The organism is Duganella alba (assembly GCF_009674495.1).
GTDB classification, from domain to species: domain Bacteria; phylum Pseudomonadota; class Gammaproteobacteria; order Burkholderiales; family Burkholderiaceae_D; genus Rugamonas; species Rugamonas alba.
The window spans coordinates 140,315-155,370 of the sequence record NZ_WKJN01000008.1; the positions used below are offsets into that span (position 1 = coordinate 140,315).

General features: G+C 64.4%; 16 protein-coding genes. 4 read left to right on the forward strand and 12 right to left on the reverse strand.

All coding sequences use genetic code 11. The features are described 5' to 3' along the window. Positions 1–25: 25 nt before the first annotated feature. Positions 26–1,216 carry a methyl-accepting chemotaxis protein gene (locus tag GJ695_RS10520; protein WP_229260560.1) on the forward strand — a complete coding sequence of 397 codons (1,191 nt, stop codon included), beginning with the start codon at positions 26–28 and terminating at the stop codon, positions 1,214–1,216. Here GJ695_RS10520 and GJ695_RS10525 read toward each other — a convergent pair. Genes GJ695_RS10525 through GJ695_RS10545 form a run of 5 tightly spaced genes read right to left on the reverse strand, consistent with a single transcriptional unit; the run spans position 1,197 to position 4,339 of the window. Beyond that, positions 1,197–1,436: a hypothetical protein gene (locus GJ695_RS10525; protein WP_229260553.1), complete on the reverse strand. Its 240-nt coding sequence runs from the start codon at positions 1,434–1,436 to the stop codon at positions 1,197–1,199. The two genes, GJ695_RS10520 and GJ695_RS10525, sit on opposite strands and share 20 nt — an antisense overlap. 17 nt (positions 1,437–1,453) lie before the next feature. Further along, positions 1,454–2,371, reverse strand: a complete 918-nt coding sequence (locus GJ695_RS10530) for a PaaX family transcriptional regulator C-terminal domain-containing protein (RefSeq protein ID WP_154364452.1) — start codon at positions 2,369–2,371, stop codon at positions 1,454–1,456. Then, entirely contained in the window at positions 2,368–3,624 is a 1,257-nt protein-coding gene (locus tag GJ695_RS10535; RefSeq protein WP_154364454.1) for a heme-copper oxidase family protein, read from the reverse strand. Before GJ695_RS10535 ends, GJ695_RS10530 begins: the two co-directional genes overlap by 4 nt. Beyond that, positions 3,621–3,872: a DUF2249 domain-containing protein gene (locus tag GJ695_RS10540; protein ID WP_154364456.1), complete on the reverse strand. Its 252-nt coding sequence runs from the start codon at positions 3,870–3,872 to the stop codon at positions 3,621–3,623. Before GJ695_RS10540 ends, GJ695_RS10535 begins: the two co-directional genes overlap by 4 nt. Beyond that, positions 3,869–4,339 carry a hemerythrin domain-containing protein gene (locus tag GJ695_RS10545; RefSeq protein ID WP_154364459.1) on the reverse strand — a complete coding sequence of 157 codons (471 nt, stop codon included), beginning with the start codon at positions 4,337–4,339 and terminating at the stop codon, positions 3,869–3,871. The genes GJ695_RS10540 and GJ695_RS10545 overlap by 4 nt, the downstream gene beginning before the upstream one ends. A gap of 130 nt (positions 4,340–4,469) precedes the next feature. Here GJ695_RS10545 and ubiU point away from each other — a divergent pair, with 130 nt between their 5' ends. From ubiU to ubiT, 3 genes are read left to right on the forward strand one after another with little or no spacing between them, the layout of a single operon-like run. Next, positions 4,470–5,489 (forward strand): ubiquinone anaerobic biosynthesis protein UbiU, encoded by a 1,020-nt coding sequence (ubiU, locus tag GJ695_RS10550; RefSeq protein WP_154364460.1) that lies wholly within the window; start codon positions 4,470–4,472, stop codon positions 5,487–5,489. 13 nt (positions 5,490–5,502) lie between these two features. Then, a complete protein-coding gene (gene ubiV / locus GJ695_RS10555) occupies positions 5,503–6,402 on the forward strand; it encodes a ubiquinone anaerobic biosynthesis protein UbiV (protein ID WP_154364462.1) in 900 nt (299 codons plus the stop codon). Then, positions 6,399–6,893 carry a ubiquinone anaerobic biosynthesis accessory factor UbiT gene (ubiT, locus tag GJ695_RS10560; protein ID WP_154364464.1) on the forward strand — a complete coding sequence of 165 codons (495 nt, stop codon included), beginning with the start codon at positions 6,399–6,401 and terminating at the stop codon, positions 6,891–6,893. Before ubiV ends, ubiT begins: the two co-directional genes overlap by 4 nt. On the opposite strand, the gene GJ695_RS10565 is transcribed toward ubiT, so the two are convergent. The 7 genes from GJ695_RS10565 to GJ695_RS10595 all read right to left on the reverse strand — a co-directional run bounded on the left by GJ695_RS10565 (position 6,859) and on the right by GJ695_RS10595 (position 14,940). Further along, entirely contained in the window at positions 6,859–7,599 is a 741-nt protein-coding gene (locus GJ695_RS10565; RefSeq protein ID WP_154364466.1) for an anaerobic ribonucleoside-triphosphate reductase activating protein, read from the reverse strand. The two genes, ubiT and GJ695_RS10565, sit on opposite strands and share 35 nt — an antisense overlap. Further along, on the reverse strand, positions 7,580–7,756 hold the full coding sequence (gene nrdD, locus GJ695_RS30375) for an anaerobic ribonucleoside-triphosphate reductase (protein WP_154357161.1): 177 nt from the start codon (positions 7,754–7,756) through the stop codon (positions 7,580–7,582). The genes GJ695_RS10565 and nrdD overlap by 20 nt, the downstream gene beginning before the upstream one ends. After that, positions 7,744–9,783, reverse strand: a complete 2,040-nt coding sequence (locus GJ695_RS10575; RefSeq protein ID WP_154364468.1) for a ribonucleoside triphosphate reductase — start codon at positions 9,781–9,783, stop codon at positions 7,744–7,746. The genes nrdD and GJ695_RS10575 overlap by 13 nt, the downstream gene beginning before the upstream one ends. Positions 9,784–9,876: 93 nt before the next feature. After that, the gene (locus tag GJ695_RS10580) at positions 9,877–10,449 is read right to left on the reverse strand and encodes an SCO family protein (RefSeq protein WP_154364470.1); all 573 of its coding nucleotides are present in this window, start codon (positions 10,447–10,449) and stop codon (positions 9,877–9,879) included. After that, positions 10,446–11,273: a formylglycine-generating enzyme family protein gene (locus GJ695_RS10585; protein WP_154364472.1), complete on the reverse strand. Its 828-nt coding sequence runs from the start codon at positions 11,271–11,273 to the stop codon at positions 10,446–10,448. Before GJ695_RS10585 ends, GJ695_RS10580 begins: the two co-directional genes overlap by 4 nt. Beyond that, positions 11,270–12,667 (reverse strand): copper-containing nitrite reductase, encoded by a 1,398-nt coding sequence (gene nirK / locus GJ695_RS10590; RefSeq protein WP_154364474.1) that lies wholly within the window; start codon positions 12,665–12,667, stop codon positions 11,270–11,272. The genes GJ695_RS10585 and nirK overlap by 4 nt, the downstream gene beginning before the upstream one ends. After that, positions 12,664–14,940: a nitric-oxide reductase large subunit gene (locus GJ695_RS10595; protein ID WP_154364476.1), complete on the reverse strand. Its 2,277-nt coding sequence runs from the start codon at positions 14,938–14,940 to the stop codon at positions 12,664–12,666. The genes nirK and GJ695_RS10595 overlap by 4 nt, the downstream gene beginning before the upstream one ends. Positions 14,941–15,056 lie beyond the last annotated feature (116 nt).

A 15,056-nucleotide genomic window follows, 5' to 3' on the forward strand; every position in this document is an offset into this window, starting at 1 on the left:
GGAACGTCTGTATAAGACGGAGAATTTGCAATTTAAAGAAAAGCGTAATATCTCGCTGTCGCTGACGCTGAATGTCTTGTTCTTTTTGATAATCGGCTTGATGCTGGTTTCATTATTATTTCCAACGGCCAAAACTATTATCGGCGTCGATATATTGCTGGCCGTCGCCGGGCTGATGTTGCTGCGTCAAACCGCGATTGCGCCGCTCAGCGCCATGCGCGATTACCTCGACCAGATGAGCGGCGGCGATCTCACCGGCCGCATCGACGTCCACGGCAGCAGCGAGACCATCGAGATGCTGCACGCGCTGCGCATCCTGCAAATCAACCTGCAATCGCTGGTCGGCCAGATCAAGGAAGCCAGCACCGTCGTCAGCGCCGACGCCAACGATATCGCCCATGGCAACGCCGATCTCTCCGCCCGCACCGAAGGCCAATCCAGCTCGCTGGAGGAAACCGCCGCCTCGATGAAGCAGATGACCGGCACCGTGCGCCAGAACGCCGATGCCGCCCACGACGCCAACGATCTCGCGCTGGCCGCCGCCAGGGTGGCGGGCGAGGGCGGCGAGGCGGTCAACGCGGTGGTGCACACCATGGAGTCGATACGCCAAAGCTCGACCCGTATTGCGGACATCATCTCGGTCATCGACGGCATCGCCTTCCAGACCAATATTCTGGCGTTGAACGCCGCAGTGGAGGCGGCGCGCGCCGGCGAGCAGGGACGCGGCTTTGCCGTCGTCGCCACCGAGGTACGCAACCTGGCGCAGCGCTCGGCGACGGCGGCGCACGAGATCAAGGATCTGATCACGCACTCGGTCGGCGAAATCGCCAGCGGCAGCCGCCAGGCCGCCGACGCCGGCCGCATCATGGCCGGCATCGTGGAGTCGGTGCGCAAGGTGGAGCAGTACATGGGGGATATCAGCAATGCCAGCAAGGAGCAAAGCTCCGGCATTGAACAGATCAACCAGGCGGTGGCGCATATCGACGCCATCAACCAGCAGAATGCCGTGGTGGTGGAGGAGGCGGCGCTGGCCGCTCAACGCATGCAGCAGCAGGCGCTGCAACTTGGGAATCTGATCTGCCAGTTCAAGCTGGTGGGATGCAGCACTTCATCCAATGTGCTTCGACTGGGCGCGCGCCGCAAGCGCGTGCCGCTGTCGATCATGGCCTCCGAAGAGGCCCTTGCATCCACGCCGTTCAGCGTCGTCCGGCCTTGATCTTGCGTGGCGGCGCTGCTTGCGGAGCATGCTCCGCGGCGGCGCCGAACAGCGCCTCCACCATCGGGTCGCGGCGGATGCTCAGTTTTTTCGCGCGCGTCGGATAGTTGGTGTCATCGATCAGGCGGTGCACGCGCGCGCCTTCGCGGTTGACGGTCACGCTCAACGTTGGACCGTCGTAGTATTCCTGTGCCATTTCCTGTGCCATTTCCAGTTCCATCTTGATTCTCTTTCGATTTAAGCAGTCATGTACACGCTAGACCGGCGCACCACCTGCCGGCTCGATGGCGCTGCAATGACTGGCTGTTCCAGCGCCGGCGATTCAGTGATCTTGAGGATGTGGCGGCGCGCCTGGGCGGCGCAGCCTGCGTACAGGGCCACATAGGTTTGGTAGGACGTCATGGCCGGCCAGTCGGCCGGCAGCAGCTCGTGCGGCAGCAGCGGGTCGCTGCGGCGGCATTGCTGGTAGCCGTGGCTGACCAGCAGCCGCACCATGTAGGCCTGCTGGTCGGTGAAGGCGCCGCGCTGGCCGAGCATCTGCCGCAGCGGCATGAAGCGCTGCTGGAACTGTTCGTACAATTCGGTCGGCGTCTCCAGGTCCCAGTCGCACTTGCCGAACAGCGGCTGGCGCACCGCCGCCGCCAGCTGGGCGCCGGCCACTTCAAACAAGGCCAGGCCATGGTCTTCGCCGGCCTGGATGCCGCGCGTGTACGAAGCGGGACGCGCCATCACGTTCGGCGCCAGCACGCAGTAGTCCAGGTCCAGCAGCTGCTTGCGCGCGGCGGCGTAGCGCGCGGCGCTGAAGCCGCCGGTGTGCACCAGCATGGTCCAGTCCTCACCAAAGCTGCGCGCGGCCGGAATGTTGAGCCGCTGGCGCGCCGACAGGATCGCCGCCGCGGTGGGCGGCGTCAGCATGCACAGGCTGCGGCGGCCGTGGCGTTCGATCTTGATCAATTTGCTTTCGGCCAGGCGGAACAGGGCGGTGCGGATGGTGCGCTCCTGGAAGCCGAGCGGTTCGAGCAGGGCGATCACGCTGCCCAGCCATTGGGTCTTCTGCCCGAAGGCCTGGGCTTCGCTGAACATCAGTTTCAAGAGGGTGCTCAGGCGCGGTTTGGCCTGGCGCAGGACGGCATCGATATAAAATTCGCTATTCATGATTTTGAAAATACAGAGGTGAGGTTGAGCCAGAGCGCCAGGCAGGCGGCGCACATCAGCGCCGCGGCCGGACGCACCAGTGCGGGTTGGTAGCAGGCGGCCAGCAACAGCAGCAGGCCGATGAGGTGGGCGCCGTACTGCCACTGCGCATGGCGCTCGGAGAGGAGCTGGTTGACGTTCGGCGGTTTGCGGCCGCTGACGGCGCGCATGTCCTGCAGGCGATACCAGGTCAGGAAAGGCACGATCTTGTACAGCATGCCGCAGATGGCCGACAGCGCGAAGCCGCAGATCAGCAGCACGCCCGCAGCCAGCGGCACAGTCAGCCCGACCGCCATCGCCGCCAGCAGGCTGACCATGGCGGTGCGCCAGTACAGCGTGGCCGGATCGGCGCGCGGCCGTTTGCGGCGCGCCAGCATGGCCAGCGTGACGCCGGCGAACAGCGCGTAACCCGCGGCCAGCAGGACCACGCAGGCCTGGTGCAGCAGTTCGCCACGGCCGGTCCAGCCGCTCGACAGCGAGGCGGCGACCAGCAGCAGGAACATGGCGGTGGCGTAGGCGCCGGTCAGGTGGCGCGGATAGGGTTCGGTGAGCATGAACATCGGCACCACCTGGAAGGCGATGGCGATCACCAGCAGGCCCACCCAGCCCAGCATGCCCCACATGGCGTGCAAGCCGGTCAGGCGCTGCAAGGGCAGCTGGATCAGGCCGGGCCAGGCGAATACGCTGGCCAGCATGCCGCCCAGCGTCATGGTCACCACCAGCGCCGCCAGCGCCAGGCGGATGCCGGCCATCACCGCGTCGGAGCCGGGGCGGTGCGGCTGCCACATGGCGACCGTGCAGGCGCCTGTAAATAACAGCAGTCCCGCCAGCAGCAGCGCCATGGCGACGCGGAACAGGACGGGGCTCCCCTGCCAGAACGCGGCGGCCAGGGCCAGCGTGCCGGCGCACAAGCACAGGTGCACCGCCGCGCCGACGCGGCCGGCGCGCGGCACGGCGATGCCCGCCACCACCGGCAATATTTGCAGCAGCGCGCCGATCATCGTCATGCTCAGGCATCCGAGCACCAGCAGGTGGGTGATGGCCAGCGTCAGCGGCGACCAGCGGGTCAACAGCGCGGGCTCTCCCTGCCAGGCAAGGAAGCCCGCCGCCAGCGCCGCGAACAATGGCGCAGTGAGGAAAAAGCGCATCGGCAGCGACAGCGGAGGAGTGTCGCCGAAGGAGAGTGCCCGCTGCGGCGCGTCGACAGGTTTCATGCGTCGGGAACCAGCCAGACCAGCACTTCGTAGCGCTGGTCATCCTGCACCGTGGTGCGGTACTGGTAGCCGTTGCGCAGCAGTATGCGGTACAGCGGCACCGGCTCGCGGTCTATCATCACGCGCAGCCGTTCGTCCGGCCCCAGCGTGTCCAGCGCTTCGAGGATGCGCACCATCGGTTCCGGTGGTTCCAGGCCGCCCACGTCCAGCAGGCGCGCGCTTTCGCCGTGCTCCATCAGGGCGTTCATGCCGCGCTCCAGGCGCCGGCTTCTTCGGCGTGGTCGATGTTTTCCATGCTGGCGACGACGGCGTCGGCCTGCTTGGCCAGCACGAAGTCGGCCTGCGGGTAGAGAATGCCTTCTTCCTTGAGGCTGTGCTGGCGCATCAGGATGCGCAGCATGTCACCCTGGCCGAAAAAGGCTTCGCAATCGTGGCGATCGATGGCGATTTTCATCTCCAGCAGCATGGCGCGCATCTGACGGTGCTCGGCGCGCATCACCACCGTGGGACCGTAGCCATTGCCCAGCGCGTGGTCGAGGCGCGGGAACAGGATGCGTTCTTCCTTGTCCAGGTGGCGGTAAAACATGCTGAGGAAAGTGCCGAAATGGTCGCTGGCGGCTTCCCAGTTACGCAGGATGACGTCCGACTCCGCCATCGAATACTGATCGTCGCACCGGCGATGATCCTGATCGAGATAGGTAGCGATCTTGTGCATCTCATTTGTCCTTGATTCAACTGCATGCATTGTCCCACCCGGTAAAGCACAAATTCTTTGATTCACATCAAGGATTTCCGGGATCACGAAGCGATACAGTTCGTTCGCCCTTCTTAGCTACCAAGATCATATGAATCAATCTGAATCTCCCCCCATCGAGCTGGTATGCCCGGCGGGTAGCCTTCCGGCCTTGAAGGCCGCCATCGACCTGGGCGCCGACTGTGTTTACCTCGGTTTTCGCGACGCCACCAACGCACGCAACTTCGCCGGCCTGAATTTCGACGACGCCGCCATCAGCACCGGCATCGCCTACGCGCATGACCGCGGCCGCAAGGTGCTGCTGGCGCTGAACACCTATCCGCAGCCGGACAACACGGCGCTGTGGCAGAAAGCCATCGACCGCGCCGCCAGCGCCGGCGTGGACGCGGTGATCCTGGCCGATCCGGGCCTGATGCGCTACGCCGCCGACCACTACCCTGAACTGCGCCTGCACCTGTCGGTACAGGGATCGGCCACCAATGCGGAAGCCATCAACTTCTATCAGAAGCAGTTCGGCGTGGCGCGCGCGGTGCTGCCGCGCGTGCTGTCGCTGGCGCAGGTGGAGCACGTGGTGAAGAACACTTCGGTGGAGATCGAGGTGTTTGGTTTCGGCAGCCTGTGCGTGATGGTCGAAGGCCGCTGTCAGTTGTCGTCTTATGTGACCGGCGAATCGCCGAATACCCACGGCGTCTGCTCGCCGGCCAAGGCGGTGCGCTGGCAGCAGAATCCGCAAGGCCTGGAGTCGCGCCTGAACGGCGTGATGATCGACCGCTACACGCCGCAGGAAAACGCCAGCTACCCGACGCTGTGCAAGGGCCGCTTCGAGGTGGAGGACGAAACCTATTACGCCATCGAGGAACCCACCAGCCTGAATACGCTGGAATTGCTGCCGCAGCTGCTGGACATGGGCGTGCGCGCGGTGAAGATCGAAGGACGCCAGCGCAGCCCGGCCTATGTGTCGCAGGTGACGCGCGTGTGGCGCGCGGCGCTGGACGAATGCCTGCACAACACGGCGCGCTACTCGGTCAAGCCGGGCTGGATGTCGGAACTGAATACGCTGGCGGAAGGCCAGCAGCACACACTGGGCGCCTATCACCGCTCATGGAAATAACAACGGAGAAGTCATGCTGAAACTCGCCCTCGGGCCGCTGCTGTACTATTGGCCGCGCGCCAAGGTCATGGAATTTTACGAAGAGATCGCGGCCAGCCCGGTAGATATCGTCTACCTCGGCGAAACCGTGTGCTCGCGCCGCCACGAACTGCGCACCGCCGACTGGCTGGCGGTGGCCGAACTGCTGCATGGACGCGGCAAGGAAGTGGTGATATCGACGCTGGCGCTGATCGAGTCGAGCGCGGACGTCGGCGCGCAGCGCAAGCTGGTGGCCAACGGCCGCTTCCAGGTGGAGGCCAACGACATGGGGGCGGCGCATATGCTGTCCGGCCAGTCCTTCGTCGCCGGGCCGCATCTCAACATCTACAACCCGCCGACGCTGGCGCTGATGCACGAACTGGGTGCGAAGCGCTGGGTGATGCCGCTGGAGATGGGCCGCGACGGCCTCCGCCACATGCAGCGCCAGCGGCCGCCTGGCATGGAGACCGAGGTGTTTGCCTTCGGCCGCATGCCGCTGGCGTTTTCCGCGCGCTGCTTCACGGCGCGCAACCGCAACCTGCCGAAGGATGACTGCCGCTTCAGCTGCATCGACCATCCGGATGGCCTGATGATGGAAACGCGGGAGCAGCAGCAGTTCCTGATCCTGAACGGCATCCAGAGCCAGTCGGCGCTGGTGTACAACCTGGCGGCGGAGATGGAACAGATGGTCGAACTGGGCGTGGACGTGGCGCGCCTGAGTCCCCAGTCGACCAATATGAAAGAGATCATCGCCGCCTTCGACGCCGCGCGTAGCGGCGCCGTGCCGCCGCGCAAAGCCGCCGAGACCATCTCGCCGCTGCTGCCCGCCGAAGCGTGCAACGGCTACTGGTATGGCAAACCCGGTCTGGAATATCGCATGGAGAATGCAGCATGAACCCTATGGCACAACACAATTACGGCGCCGCCCAGCCGCTGCCTGCCTTGCTGGCGACGCTGGGCCAGCGCCTGCCGGCCTATCCCGGCTCGCTGCTGTGCGTGGCCGCGCTCAATCTCGTGCTGAAACCGCACCTGCCGGACGACGTGCGCGCCGGACTGGCCGGCCGCCATCTGCGCGTGCGCGTCAGCGATGCCGGTGTGGCGTTTGATTTCACCTGGCGTGGCGACGGCTTTGCCGCCTTGCGCGGCGCCGGCGTGGCGGATCTGGAAATCGGCGCCTGCACCCGTGACTTCATCGCATTGGCGAAGCGCGAGCAGGACCCGGATACGCTGTTCTTCTCGCGTCGCCTGTCGATGGAAGGGGATACGGAACTGGGCCTGCTGGTGAAGAATACGCTGGATGCGATCGAAGTACCGGTGACGGAACTGGGCCGCCAGGCGTTGGCGCGCCTGTTCAGCGCATTGCCTGGCCGGCGCGGCGCACGCTGAAGCTGGCGAACAGCGGCGCTATCTCGGCCAGTATGTCGTCCTGCGGGTAACCGGGGAAGGCGCTGGCCACAAACGCCTCATCGCCGCAGCCGGTGGGGCGGAATTCCTGAATCACGTAATTGCGGACGCCCATGAAGGCGAGCGTCTGCGCCAGTTCGACCAGCAGACCGGGTGGCAGGTGCGCCGGATGCACGGTGGTGCGGCACTCGTAGGCGACGCCGCTGGCGAGGATGGCGGCCACGCAATCGCGCACCGGCTCTCCGCTGCCCGTTACGCCGGTGACGTCGGCATAGCGCTTGAACGTCGTCTTGACATCGAATCCCACCCAATCCAGTAGCGGCAGCACGCTTTTCAGTCGCGCCGGATAGATGCACGCGGTTTCCAGCCCGATCTTGAAGCCCATGGCCCGCACCTGCGCGATGGCGTCGTACAGCGCCGGGTCCATGGTCGGCTCGCCGCCGCAGAACACCACGGCGTCCAGCAGGCCGGCGCGCCGTTCCAGCGTGGTGATGATCTCCTTCCAGGCGATGGGACTGTCGCGCGTGCGCTCCTGAAGATGCGTGTTCTGGCAGTAGCCGCAGTTCCATGGGCAGCCCTGGACGAACACCACGGCCGACAGCAGGCCGGGAAATTCGGTGGCGCTGAATGGCGTGTAGCCGCCCACGCGCAGCAGGCGGCCTTTCTCTTTAAGAAGCACTTTGTGCATGCGGCTCGCGGAAGAATTTGCGTTCATTGAACTCACCCTGTTTGCCGATGTTGAACGACGAAACCGGGCGGTGATAACCCATCACGCGGGTCCAGATTTCGCAGCGCTGGCGTTCCGAGTCGTCGAGCTGGATGGTGGGCTGGTTCATGCTTTGCATGGCGTTTCCTTTGCTGGTTGGTGAAGTGTGGCTTGTTTGCGCGCGATGATCTCGGCGTCGCATTTCGGGCAGAACTCGTGGCTGCCGTTCAGGTAGCCGTGCGTCGGACAGATCGAGAACGTCGGCGTGACGGTGATGTAGGGCAGGCCGAAGCGGCCCAGCGCGCGGCGTACCAGGGTGCGGCAGGCGGCGGCGCTGGACAGCGCCTCGGTCAGGTACAGGTGCAGCACGGTGCCGCCGGTGTACTTGCGTTGCAGCGCGTCCTGCTGTTCCAGCGCCTCGAACGGATCTTCGGTGAAGCCGACCGGCAGCTGCGAGGAGTTGGTGTAGTAGGGTTGTTGCGGCGTGCCCGCCTGCAGGATGTTCGGATAGCGCTTCAGGTCTTCCTTGGCGAAGCGGTAGGTCGTGCCTTCGGCCGGCGTGGCTTCCAGGTTGTACATATGGCCGGTCGCCTCCTGGAATTCCACCATGCGCGCGCGCACGTGGTCCAGCAGGCGCAGCGCGAAGGCGCGGCCCCATGGCGTGGTGATGTCATGCTGGCCGGTCGGATCGAAGTTGCGTATCATCTCATTGACGCCATTGATGCCCAGCGTGGAGAAGTGGTTGCGCAGCGTGCCGAGATAGCGTTTGGTGTACGGGAACAGGCCGTTGTCCATGTGGCGCTGGATGACCTTCCGCTTGATCTCCAGGCTGTCGCGGCCGAGTTCCAGCAACTGGTCCAGCGCCGCCAGCAGGCCCGCTTCGTCGTTGCGATGCAGGTAGCCGAGGCGCGCGCAGTTGATGGTGACCACGCCCAGCGAACCGGTTTGCTCGGCCGAGCCAAACAGGCCGTTGCCGCGCTTGAGCAGCTCGCGCAGGTCCAGTTGCAGGCGGCAGCACATGGAGCGGATCATGTTCGGCTTCAGTTCCGAATTGATGAAGTTCTGGAAGTAGGGCAGGCCGTAGCGGGCCGTCATCTCGAACAGCAGTTCGGCGTTCGGGCTTTCCCACGCAAAGTCCTCGGTGATGTTGTAGGTCGGGATAGGAAAGGTGAAGGCGCGGCCCTTGGCGTCGCCGGTCATCATGATCTCGATGTAGGCACGGTTGATCATGTCCATCTCTTCCTGCAGCTCGCCGTAGGCGAACGGCATTTCCTCGCCGGCGATGTAGGGAATCTGCTCGCGCAGGTCTTCCGGGCAGACCCAGTCGAAGGTCAGGTTGGTGAACGGCGTTTGCGTGCCCCAGCGTGATGGTACGTTGAGGTTGTAGATCAGCTCCTGCATGTACTGCTTCACTTCGTCGTAGCGCAGTTTGTCCTTGCGCACGAAGGGCGCCATATAGGTATCGAAGGAGCTGAAGGCCTGGGCGCCGGCCCACTCGTTTTGCAGCGTGCCGAGGAAGTTGACGATCTGCCCGATGGCGCTCGACATGTGGCGCGGCGGGCTGGATTCCACCTTGCCCGGCACGCCGTTCAAGCCTTCATTGAGCAGCGTGCGCAGCGACCAGCCGGCGCAGTAGCCGGCCAGCATGTCCAGGTCGTGGATGTGGATCGCCGCTTCGCGGTGCGCACGACCGATCTCCGGCGGATAGACGTGATTGAGCCAGTAGTTGGCGATGACCTTGCCGGAGACGTTGAGTATCAGGCCGCCCAGCGAGTAGCCCTGGTTGGCGTTGGCGTTGACGCGCCAGTCCTGGCGGTCCAGGTATTCGTTGATCGAGGAGGCGACATCGACCAGCGAATGCCGGTCCTGGCGCAGCGTGGCGTGCTGCTCGCGGTAGACCACGTAGCAGCGCAGCGTCTTGCGGTGGCCGGCGTCGTAGAGAACGCGTTCGACGGTGTCCTGCACCAGTTCGACGGTGAGCTTTTCGTCGGCTGGAAGCGACGACAGGTGCAGCAGCACGCCTTCGGTCAGTTGCAGCGTCTTGTCGGTATCGAATTCACCGCTGGCGCGGCCGGCGCGCAGCACGGCGCTTTCGATCTTGACCAGGTTGAAGGTCTGCTCGCTGCCGTCGCGTTTGGTGATCGTGGTGTGAAACAGTGCTTCCATGCTCGCCCCATATCTAGTTGATTTGATTGTTTGTCCACTATATATGGTGTTTTTGACGAGGGTTGCCACTATCTGTAGATTTCTTGATCTGGCTTATCTTTTTAATGCCTGACGGATCCGCTTGATGAAAGCAGGATCAGGTTCGACGTCGAGGCGGGTGCTGTCGGCTTGCATCGCGCCTGCGGCGTCGAGCAGGGCGATGCGCGTGGTGTGGTTGATTTCGCCGTCGTCCAGCGCGCGGAAGCGGATGTTCAGGGTGGACGCCAGCATGCGGGTGTCGCTGTCGTCGTGGGCCACGGCCAGACGGTATTGCATGGGATCGAGGTGCTGCATTTGCGCCATCATCGCCAGTGATTGCGGCGTATCGCGCTTGGGATCGAGGCTGATCAGCAGGATGCGCAGGCGCTTGCCATCGGGCCCCAGCGCGGCGACGGTGCGCTTCAGCGTTTCGATGACCACCGGGCAGGCGGAGTGGCAGTCGCCGTAGAACATGGTGACCAGCAGCGGCGCGCCAGACATGTCGTGCAGCGTGAAGCGCTGGCCGGCGGCGTCGGTCATCGGCGTGGTGAGCTGGTAAATGGAGTTGGTAGGGATGACCGGCGCCGCTGCCGCTGGCGCGCTCCATGCGAAGAGGGCGGCGATGCATACTATGGCGAAGGATTTCATGGCGAGACTCCTTGATTGTTAGGGGCGGGATCCCGCGCGCAGCGGAATCCCAGGTTGGCGCCGTCCTGCCGCGCCTCCATGGCGGAGAGCAGGGCCAGGCGCATGAGAATGGCGTAGTTGCGGCGGTCGGCCAGCGACACGGCCGCACCGCCGCAGTAATCGAGCTGTTTCTGATCGCCGCTGGCGCGGCTGTCGGCATTGACGAACAAGCCGCTGTAGTCCTCCACCCATTCCCACACCAGGCCATGCAGGTCGTGGATGCCGTAGTAGTTGGCCGGCGTGGCGGCCACGCGACCGGGTGGCGCTTTGCCGGCATCGGCGTACCAGCGCAGGATGTCGGAGAGCCAGACGTCGTCGTCTCGGGCGTCGGCGCGGGTGGCGTCGGCTGCGGCGGCGAACTCCCATTCGTACCAGCGTGGCAGGCGCGCATTTTCGGACGCGCAGTAGGCCTGGGCGGCGTACCAGCTGACATGGACAACGGGAGCGTCGCCCGCAACGCTGCCGTTGCCGGCAAGGTAGGTGGGTGTCGCGAACAGCGCCGTCACCTGCCCGCGGCGCCAGGATGGCGACGCTTGCAGGAAGACGGCGAATTCGCGGTTGGTCACCAGCCGGCTGCGCAGCAGGAAAGGTGCAACCTTTGCCTTCGCCGTCACGCCATCTGCCGGCAGCACGCTGCGCAGCGAACCACCGGCGATCGGCCGATATTCCGCTACGCCGGTGCTGGCGCGGCAGATATCGTCACCGGCTTCAGGCAACGGATCGTTGGCCGCATCGGCGGTGGCGCCGCAAGCGATGGCCAGGGCCAGCGCGAGCTGTGCTTTCATGGCTGGCGCGACTTGCGCATGTCGCGGACCTGCGCCGGTGTGACGACCGGCTTGCCCTGGTTAAGGTCCACGCTGACGTAGTTGATCACGGCGGCGATGTCGTCGTCGCTGAGATCCTGCGGCGGCATTACGCCGTTGTAGTGCGCGCCGTTGACGACAATCTCGCCGTTGCGGCCATTGAGCACGATGTGCGCCATCTCATAGGGCCGTTCCTTGAAGAAGTCGGAATTGGCCAGGGGAGGGAAAACGCCCGCAACACCTTCGCCCTTGGGCTGATGGCAGGTGATGCAGCTGCCGTCGTATACCGCCTTGCCGCGTGCGAACTGACTCTTGTCCGGCGTCGGTGCCGCCGGCTTTGGCGTCGGCGCGGCGGCGGTCTTGGCGGCCAGCGGCTTTTTCATGCCCTTGCCGTAGATGTCCAGCTGCTCAGGACCGCTCACCGTCAGCAGGCCGATCGCGCCCTTGTTGAAAGCCCGTGTCAGCGAGTGGTCCACCAGCGTCAGATTGCCCGGCACGCGCGGCGTGAACTCGACGATGGTCGAGCCGCCGGCCGGCACCATGGTGGTTTGAACCTGCTCCTGGTAATGTTTGCCGCCCTCGGTGTAAACCTTGTCGAAAATCGCACCGATAATGTGGAAACTGGACGTGATATTCGGCCCGCCGACGCCGAAGAACATGCGCACCTTCTCGTTGGTGTTGGCGGTTAGCGCATTGGCGCCGGTCAGCGCGCCGTCGGCGCCGTTGAAGATCACATAGGTCGGCTTCTCGTCTATGGCTTTCTGCTGGTCGAAAGCCTGCGGCCCTGGCGCGCGGTACGTGCCGCTGGTGTAGAAATCGCCCTGCATCACATAGTATTCCTTGTCGACCTTGGACATGCCTTCTTTCGGTTCGACCAGGATCATGCCGTACATGCCATTCGCCACATGCATGCCCACCGGCGCGGTGGCGCAGTGATACACATACAAGCCAGGATTGAGCGCCTTGAAGGTGAAGCTGGCCTCGTTGCCCGGCGCGATCAGCGTCTGCGCCGCGCCGCCGCCAGGACCGGTCACCGCATGCAGGTCGATATTGTGCGGCAGCCTGTTGTCCGGCAGGTTTTGCAGGTGCAGTTCGACGGTGTCGCCTTCGCGCACCCGTATCATCTTGCCCGGCACGGTGCCGCCGAAGGTCCAGAAGGTGTACAGCGTGCCCGGCGCGATTTCGCGTTGGACTTCCTCCACCGTCAGGTCGACCACCACGTGGGCGGGAGTCTTGCGCGTGATCTGCGGCGGCAGTTGCGGCGGCGCCAGCAGCTGCTGATGGATGACGGGCAGTGCGGGTTCGGCGAAACTTTGGGATACGACCAGCAGCGCCGAAACGACGGCTGCGGCGGCAAGCTTGAGTGGCGTTTTCATCCTTGTTCTCCTTCGGTTAAATAGGGACTTGTACTGCGCGCCTTGCGCCGGGCCAGTAGGCGCCACGCGAACAACGCCAGGAACAGCGTGCCGATGGCGAAGACCACGTCGCCCGGCACGCGCATCCAGACCAGGGTTTCCATCAGCTTCGAGTGAATGACGTCCGGCGAGCGCGCAAACCACATGCCGGTGCTGATGCTGGCCCACGCCTGATAGATACCGGCAGGGACCAGCGAGATGAACACCATCATCGCCAGGCCGATGTTCAGGCACCAGAACATCGGGCGCAGCAGGCTGTCCGACCATGCCAGGCGGTCGCTCAGGCCGCGAAGGCAGAACAGCAGCAGACCTATGCCCAGCATGCCGTACACGCCGAACAGCGCCGCGTGGCCGTGGGCCGCGGTCATGTTCAGGCCTTGCATGTAGTACAGCGCGATCGGTGTATTGATCGAGAAGCCCAGCAGGCCGGCGCCCACGGTATTCCAGAAACCGACGGCGATGAAGCACAGGATCGACCAGCGATAGCTCTGCACCCATGGCGCGGCCTTGGAACGTTGGTAGTTGCGCCAGGCTTCAATGCCGATCAGCGACAGCGGCACCACTTCCAGCGCCGAGAACATGGCGCCGATGGCGATGACAAACGTCGGCGTGCCGGTGAAGTACAGATGGTGCAGCGTGCCCAGGATGCCGCCAAACAGGAACACGATCGTCTCCAGCACGATGGCGTTGTTTGCGGTGGCGGCGCGGATCAGGCCCAGGCGGGTGAACAGCAGTGCGATCACGGCGGTGGCGAATACCTCGAAGAAGCCTTCCACCCACAGATGCACCAGCCACCAGCGCCAGTACTCGATCATCGAGTAGTGGCTATGCTGGCCCCAGGTCAGCGAGGTCGCATAGAAGCCGCCGATGCACAGCGCGGACAGGAACACCATGACGATCAGGCCACGGCTGTCCGAGGGTTTTTTCAGCGCAGGCCACAGCGCGCGGCCCAGCAGCGTGACCCAGAACAGCAGGCCGACGAACAGCAGGATCTGCCAGATGCGGCCCATGCTGGTGAACTCCAGGCCCTGGTTGCCGAGCCAGAAGGCGAACGCCGTGCCTTTGTGCTGCACCGAGCCGAGCCAGCCCATGGCGGTCGAGCCGACCACGATGAACAGCAGCGCGTAGAACAGCAGATTCACGCCCAGTTTCTGGAAGCGCGGCTCGTGGCCGGAGATGGCCGGCGCGATATACAGGCCGGTGGCCAGCCAGGCGGTGGCGATCCACAGAACGGCGAACTGCGTATGGATGGTGCGGCTGACAACGAACGGCAGGATGTCCGCCAGCGGATAGCCGAAGAAGCTGTGGCCCTCCACCGCATAGTGCGCGGTGATGACGCCCATGCCGACCTGCGCCAGTATCAGTCCGATCACCACGAAGAAGTATTTTTTGGTCGCCAGCATGGATGACGTGGGCTTCAGGTTGAACAGCGGGTCCGCCTTGGGCGGCTCCGGATCGGCTTCCTCTTTTGCGGCCGCATGGGCCATGACCATGGCGGCGATCGCGCCGATCATCAGGATCACGCTGGCGATGGACCAGATGCCGGCGCCGGTGCTCGGACGGTTGTCGATCAGCGGTTCATGCGGCCAGTTGCTGGTGTAGCTCAGGTCAGTCGCGCCCGGACGGTCGGTGGCGGCGGCCCAGGACGACCAGAAGACGAAGGCCGGCAGTGCGCGCAGATCGTCCGCATCGGTCACCGAATTGGCGTTCATCGCATATTGTTCGCGCAGATGATCGAGACTGCGGGCGTCGCCGAACAAATCGGTGTAGTGCTTCGCCACGGCGCGCACGGCGACGGCGCGGTCGGCCGATAGCGTGATGGTGCCAGCGGCGGCGTCATAGCTGTTGCGGCGCATTTCCTCCTTGAGGCGGGCGTTGAGCGCGGCCTGGCTGGATTTGTTCAGGTCATCGAAGCTGGCGCCGAAATCGCGTTTGGCCCAGATCTGGCGCAGTTCCAGCGCCTCGCGGTGCAGCCAGTCGGCGGACCAGTCCGGCGCGACATAGCTGCCGTGGCCCCAGACGGTGCCGAGCTGCTGGCCGCCGGCCGAGAGCCAGGCCTGCTGGCCGCGATCGACCTGGCCTTCGCTGAACAGCACTTCGCCGTCGGCGCTGATGACTTGTTTGGGAATGGGTGGCGCCGTCAGGTAGATTTCCGCGCCCACCCAGGCCAGGACGGCGAAGGAGAGGGCGCAGATGATGGCGAGCCAGGTCCAGAGCTTGCGTGTAGCGTGCATGGCATGGTTCCTTTTTTATTTGTGCTTGTCGGATCGACAGCGCAAATTCTAGGCGCGTGTTTTTGCCTTGCCTATTTGACCTGGGATTTTCTTGATGCAGGTTATATCAGGCCGCG

Bases quoted from the DNA above. Each gene is read 5' to 3' on its own strand.
- GJ695_RS10525 (WP_229260553.1), bottom strand. From the start codon at position 1,436: ATGGAACTGGAAATGGCACAGGAAATGGCACAGGAATACTACGACGGT.
- GJ695_RS10530 (WP_154364452.1), bottom strand. From the start codon at position 2,371: ATGAATAGCGAATTTTATATCGATGCCGTCCTGCGCCAGGCCAAACCG.
- GJ695_RS10535 (WP_154364454.1), bottom strand. From the start codon at position 3,624: ATGAAACCTGTCGACGCGCCGCAGCGGGCACTCTCCTTCGGCGACACT.
- GJ695_RS10540 (WP_154364456.1), bottom strand. From the start codon at position 3,872: ATGAACGCCCTGATGGAGCACGGCGAAAGCGCGCGCCTGCTGGACGTG.
- GJ695_RS10545 (WP_154364459.1), bottom strand. From the start codon at position 4,339: ATGCACAAGATCGCTACCTATCTCGATCAGGATCATCGCCGGTGCGAC.
- ubiU (WP_154364460.1), top strand. From the start codon at position 4,470: ATGAATCAATCTGAATCTCCCCCCATCGAGCTGGTATGCCCGGCGGGT.
- ubiV (WP_154364462.1), top strand. From the start codon at position 5,503: ATGCTGAAACTCGCCCTCGGGCCGCTGCTGTACTATTGGCCGCGCGCC.
- ubiT (WP_154364464.1), top strand. From the start codon at position 6,399: ATGAACCCTATGGCACAACACAATTACGGCGCCGCCCAGCCGCTGCCT.
- GJ695_RS10565 (WP_154364466.1), bottom strand. From the start codon at position 7,599: ATGCACAAAGTGCTTCTTAAAGAGAAAGGCCGCCTGCTGCGCGTGGGC.
- nrdD (WP_154357161.1), bottom strand. From the start codon at position 7,756: ATGCAAAGCATGAACCAGCCCACCATCCAGCTCGACGACTCGGAACGC.
- GJ695_RS10575 (WP_154364468.1), bottom strand. From the start codon at position 9,783: ATGGAAGCACTGTTTCACACCACGATCACCAAACGCGACGGCAGCGAG.
- GJ695_RS10580 (WP_154364470.1), bottom strand. From the start codon at position 10,449: ATGAAATCCTTCGCCATAGTATGCATCGCCGCCCTCTTCGCATGGAGC.
- GJ695_RS10585 (WP_154364472.1), bottom strand. From the start codon at position 11,273: ATGAAAGCACAGCTCGCGCTGGCCCTGGCCATCGCTTGCGGCGCCACC.
- nirK (WP_154364474.1), bottom strand. From the start codon at position 12,667: ATGAAAACGCCACTCAAGCTTGCCGCCGCAGCCGTCGTTTCGGCGCTG.
- GJ695_RS10595 (WP_154364476.1), bottom strand. From the start codon at position 14,940: ATGCACGCTACACGCAAGCTCTGGACCTGGCTCGCCATCATCTGCGCC.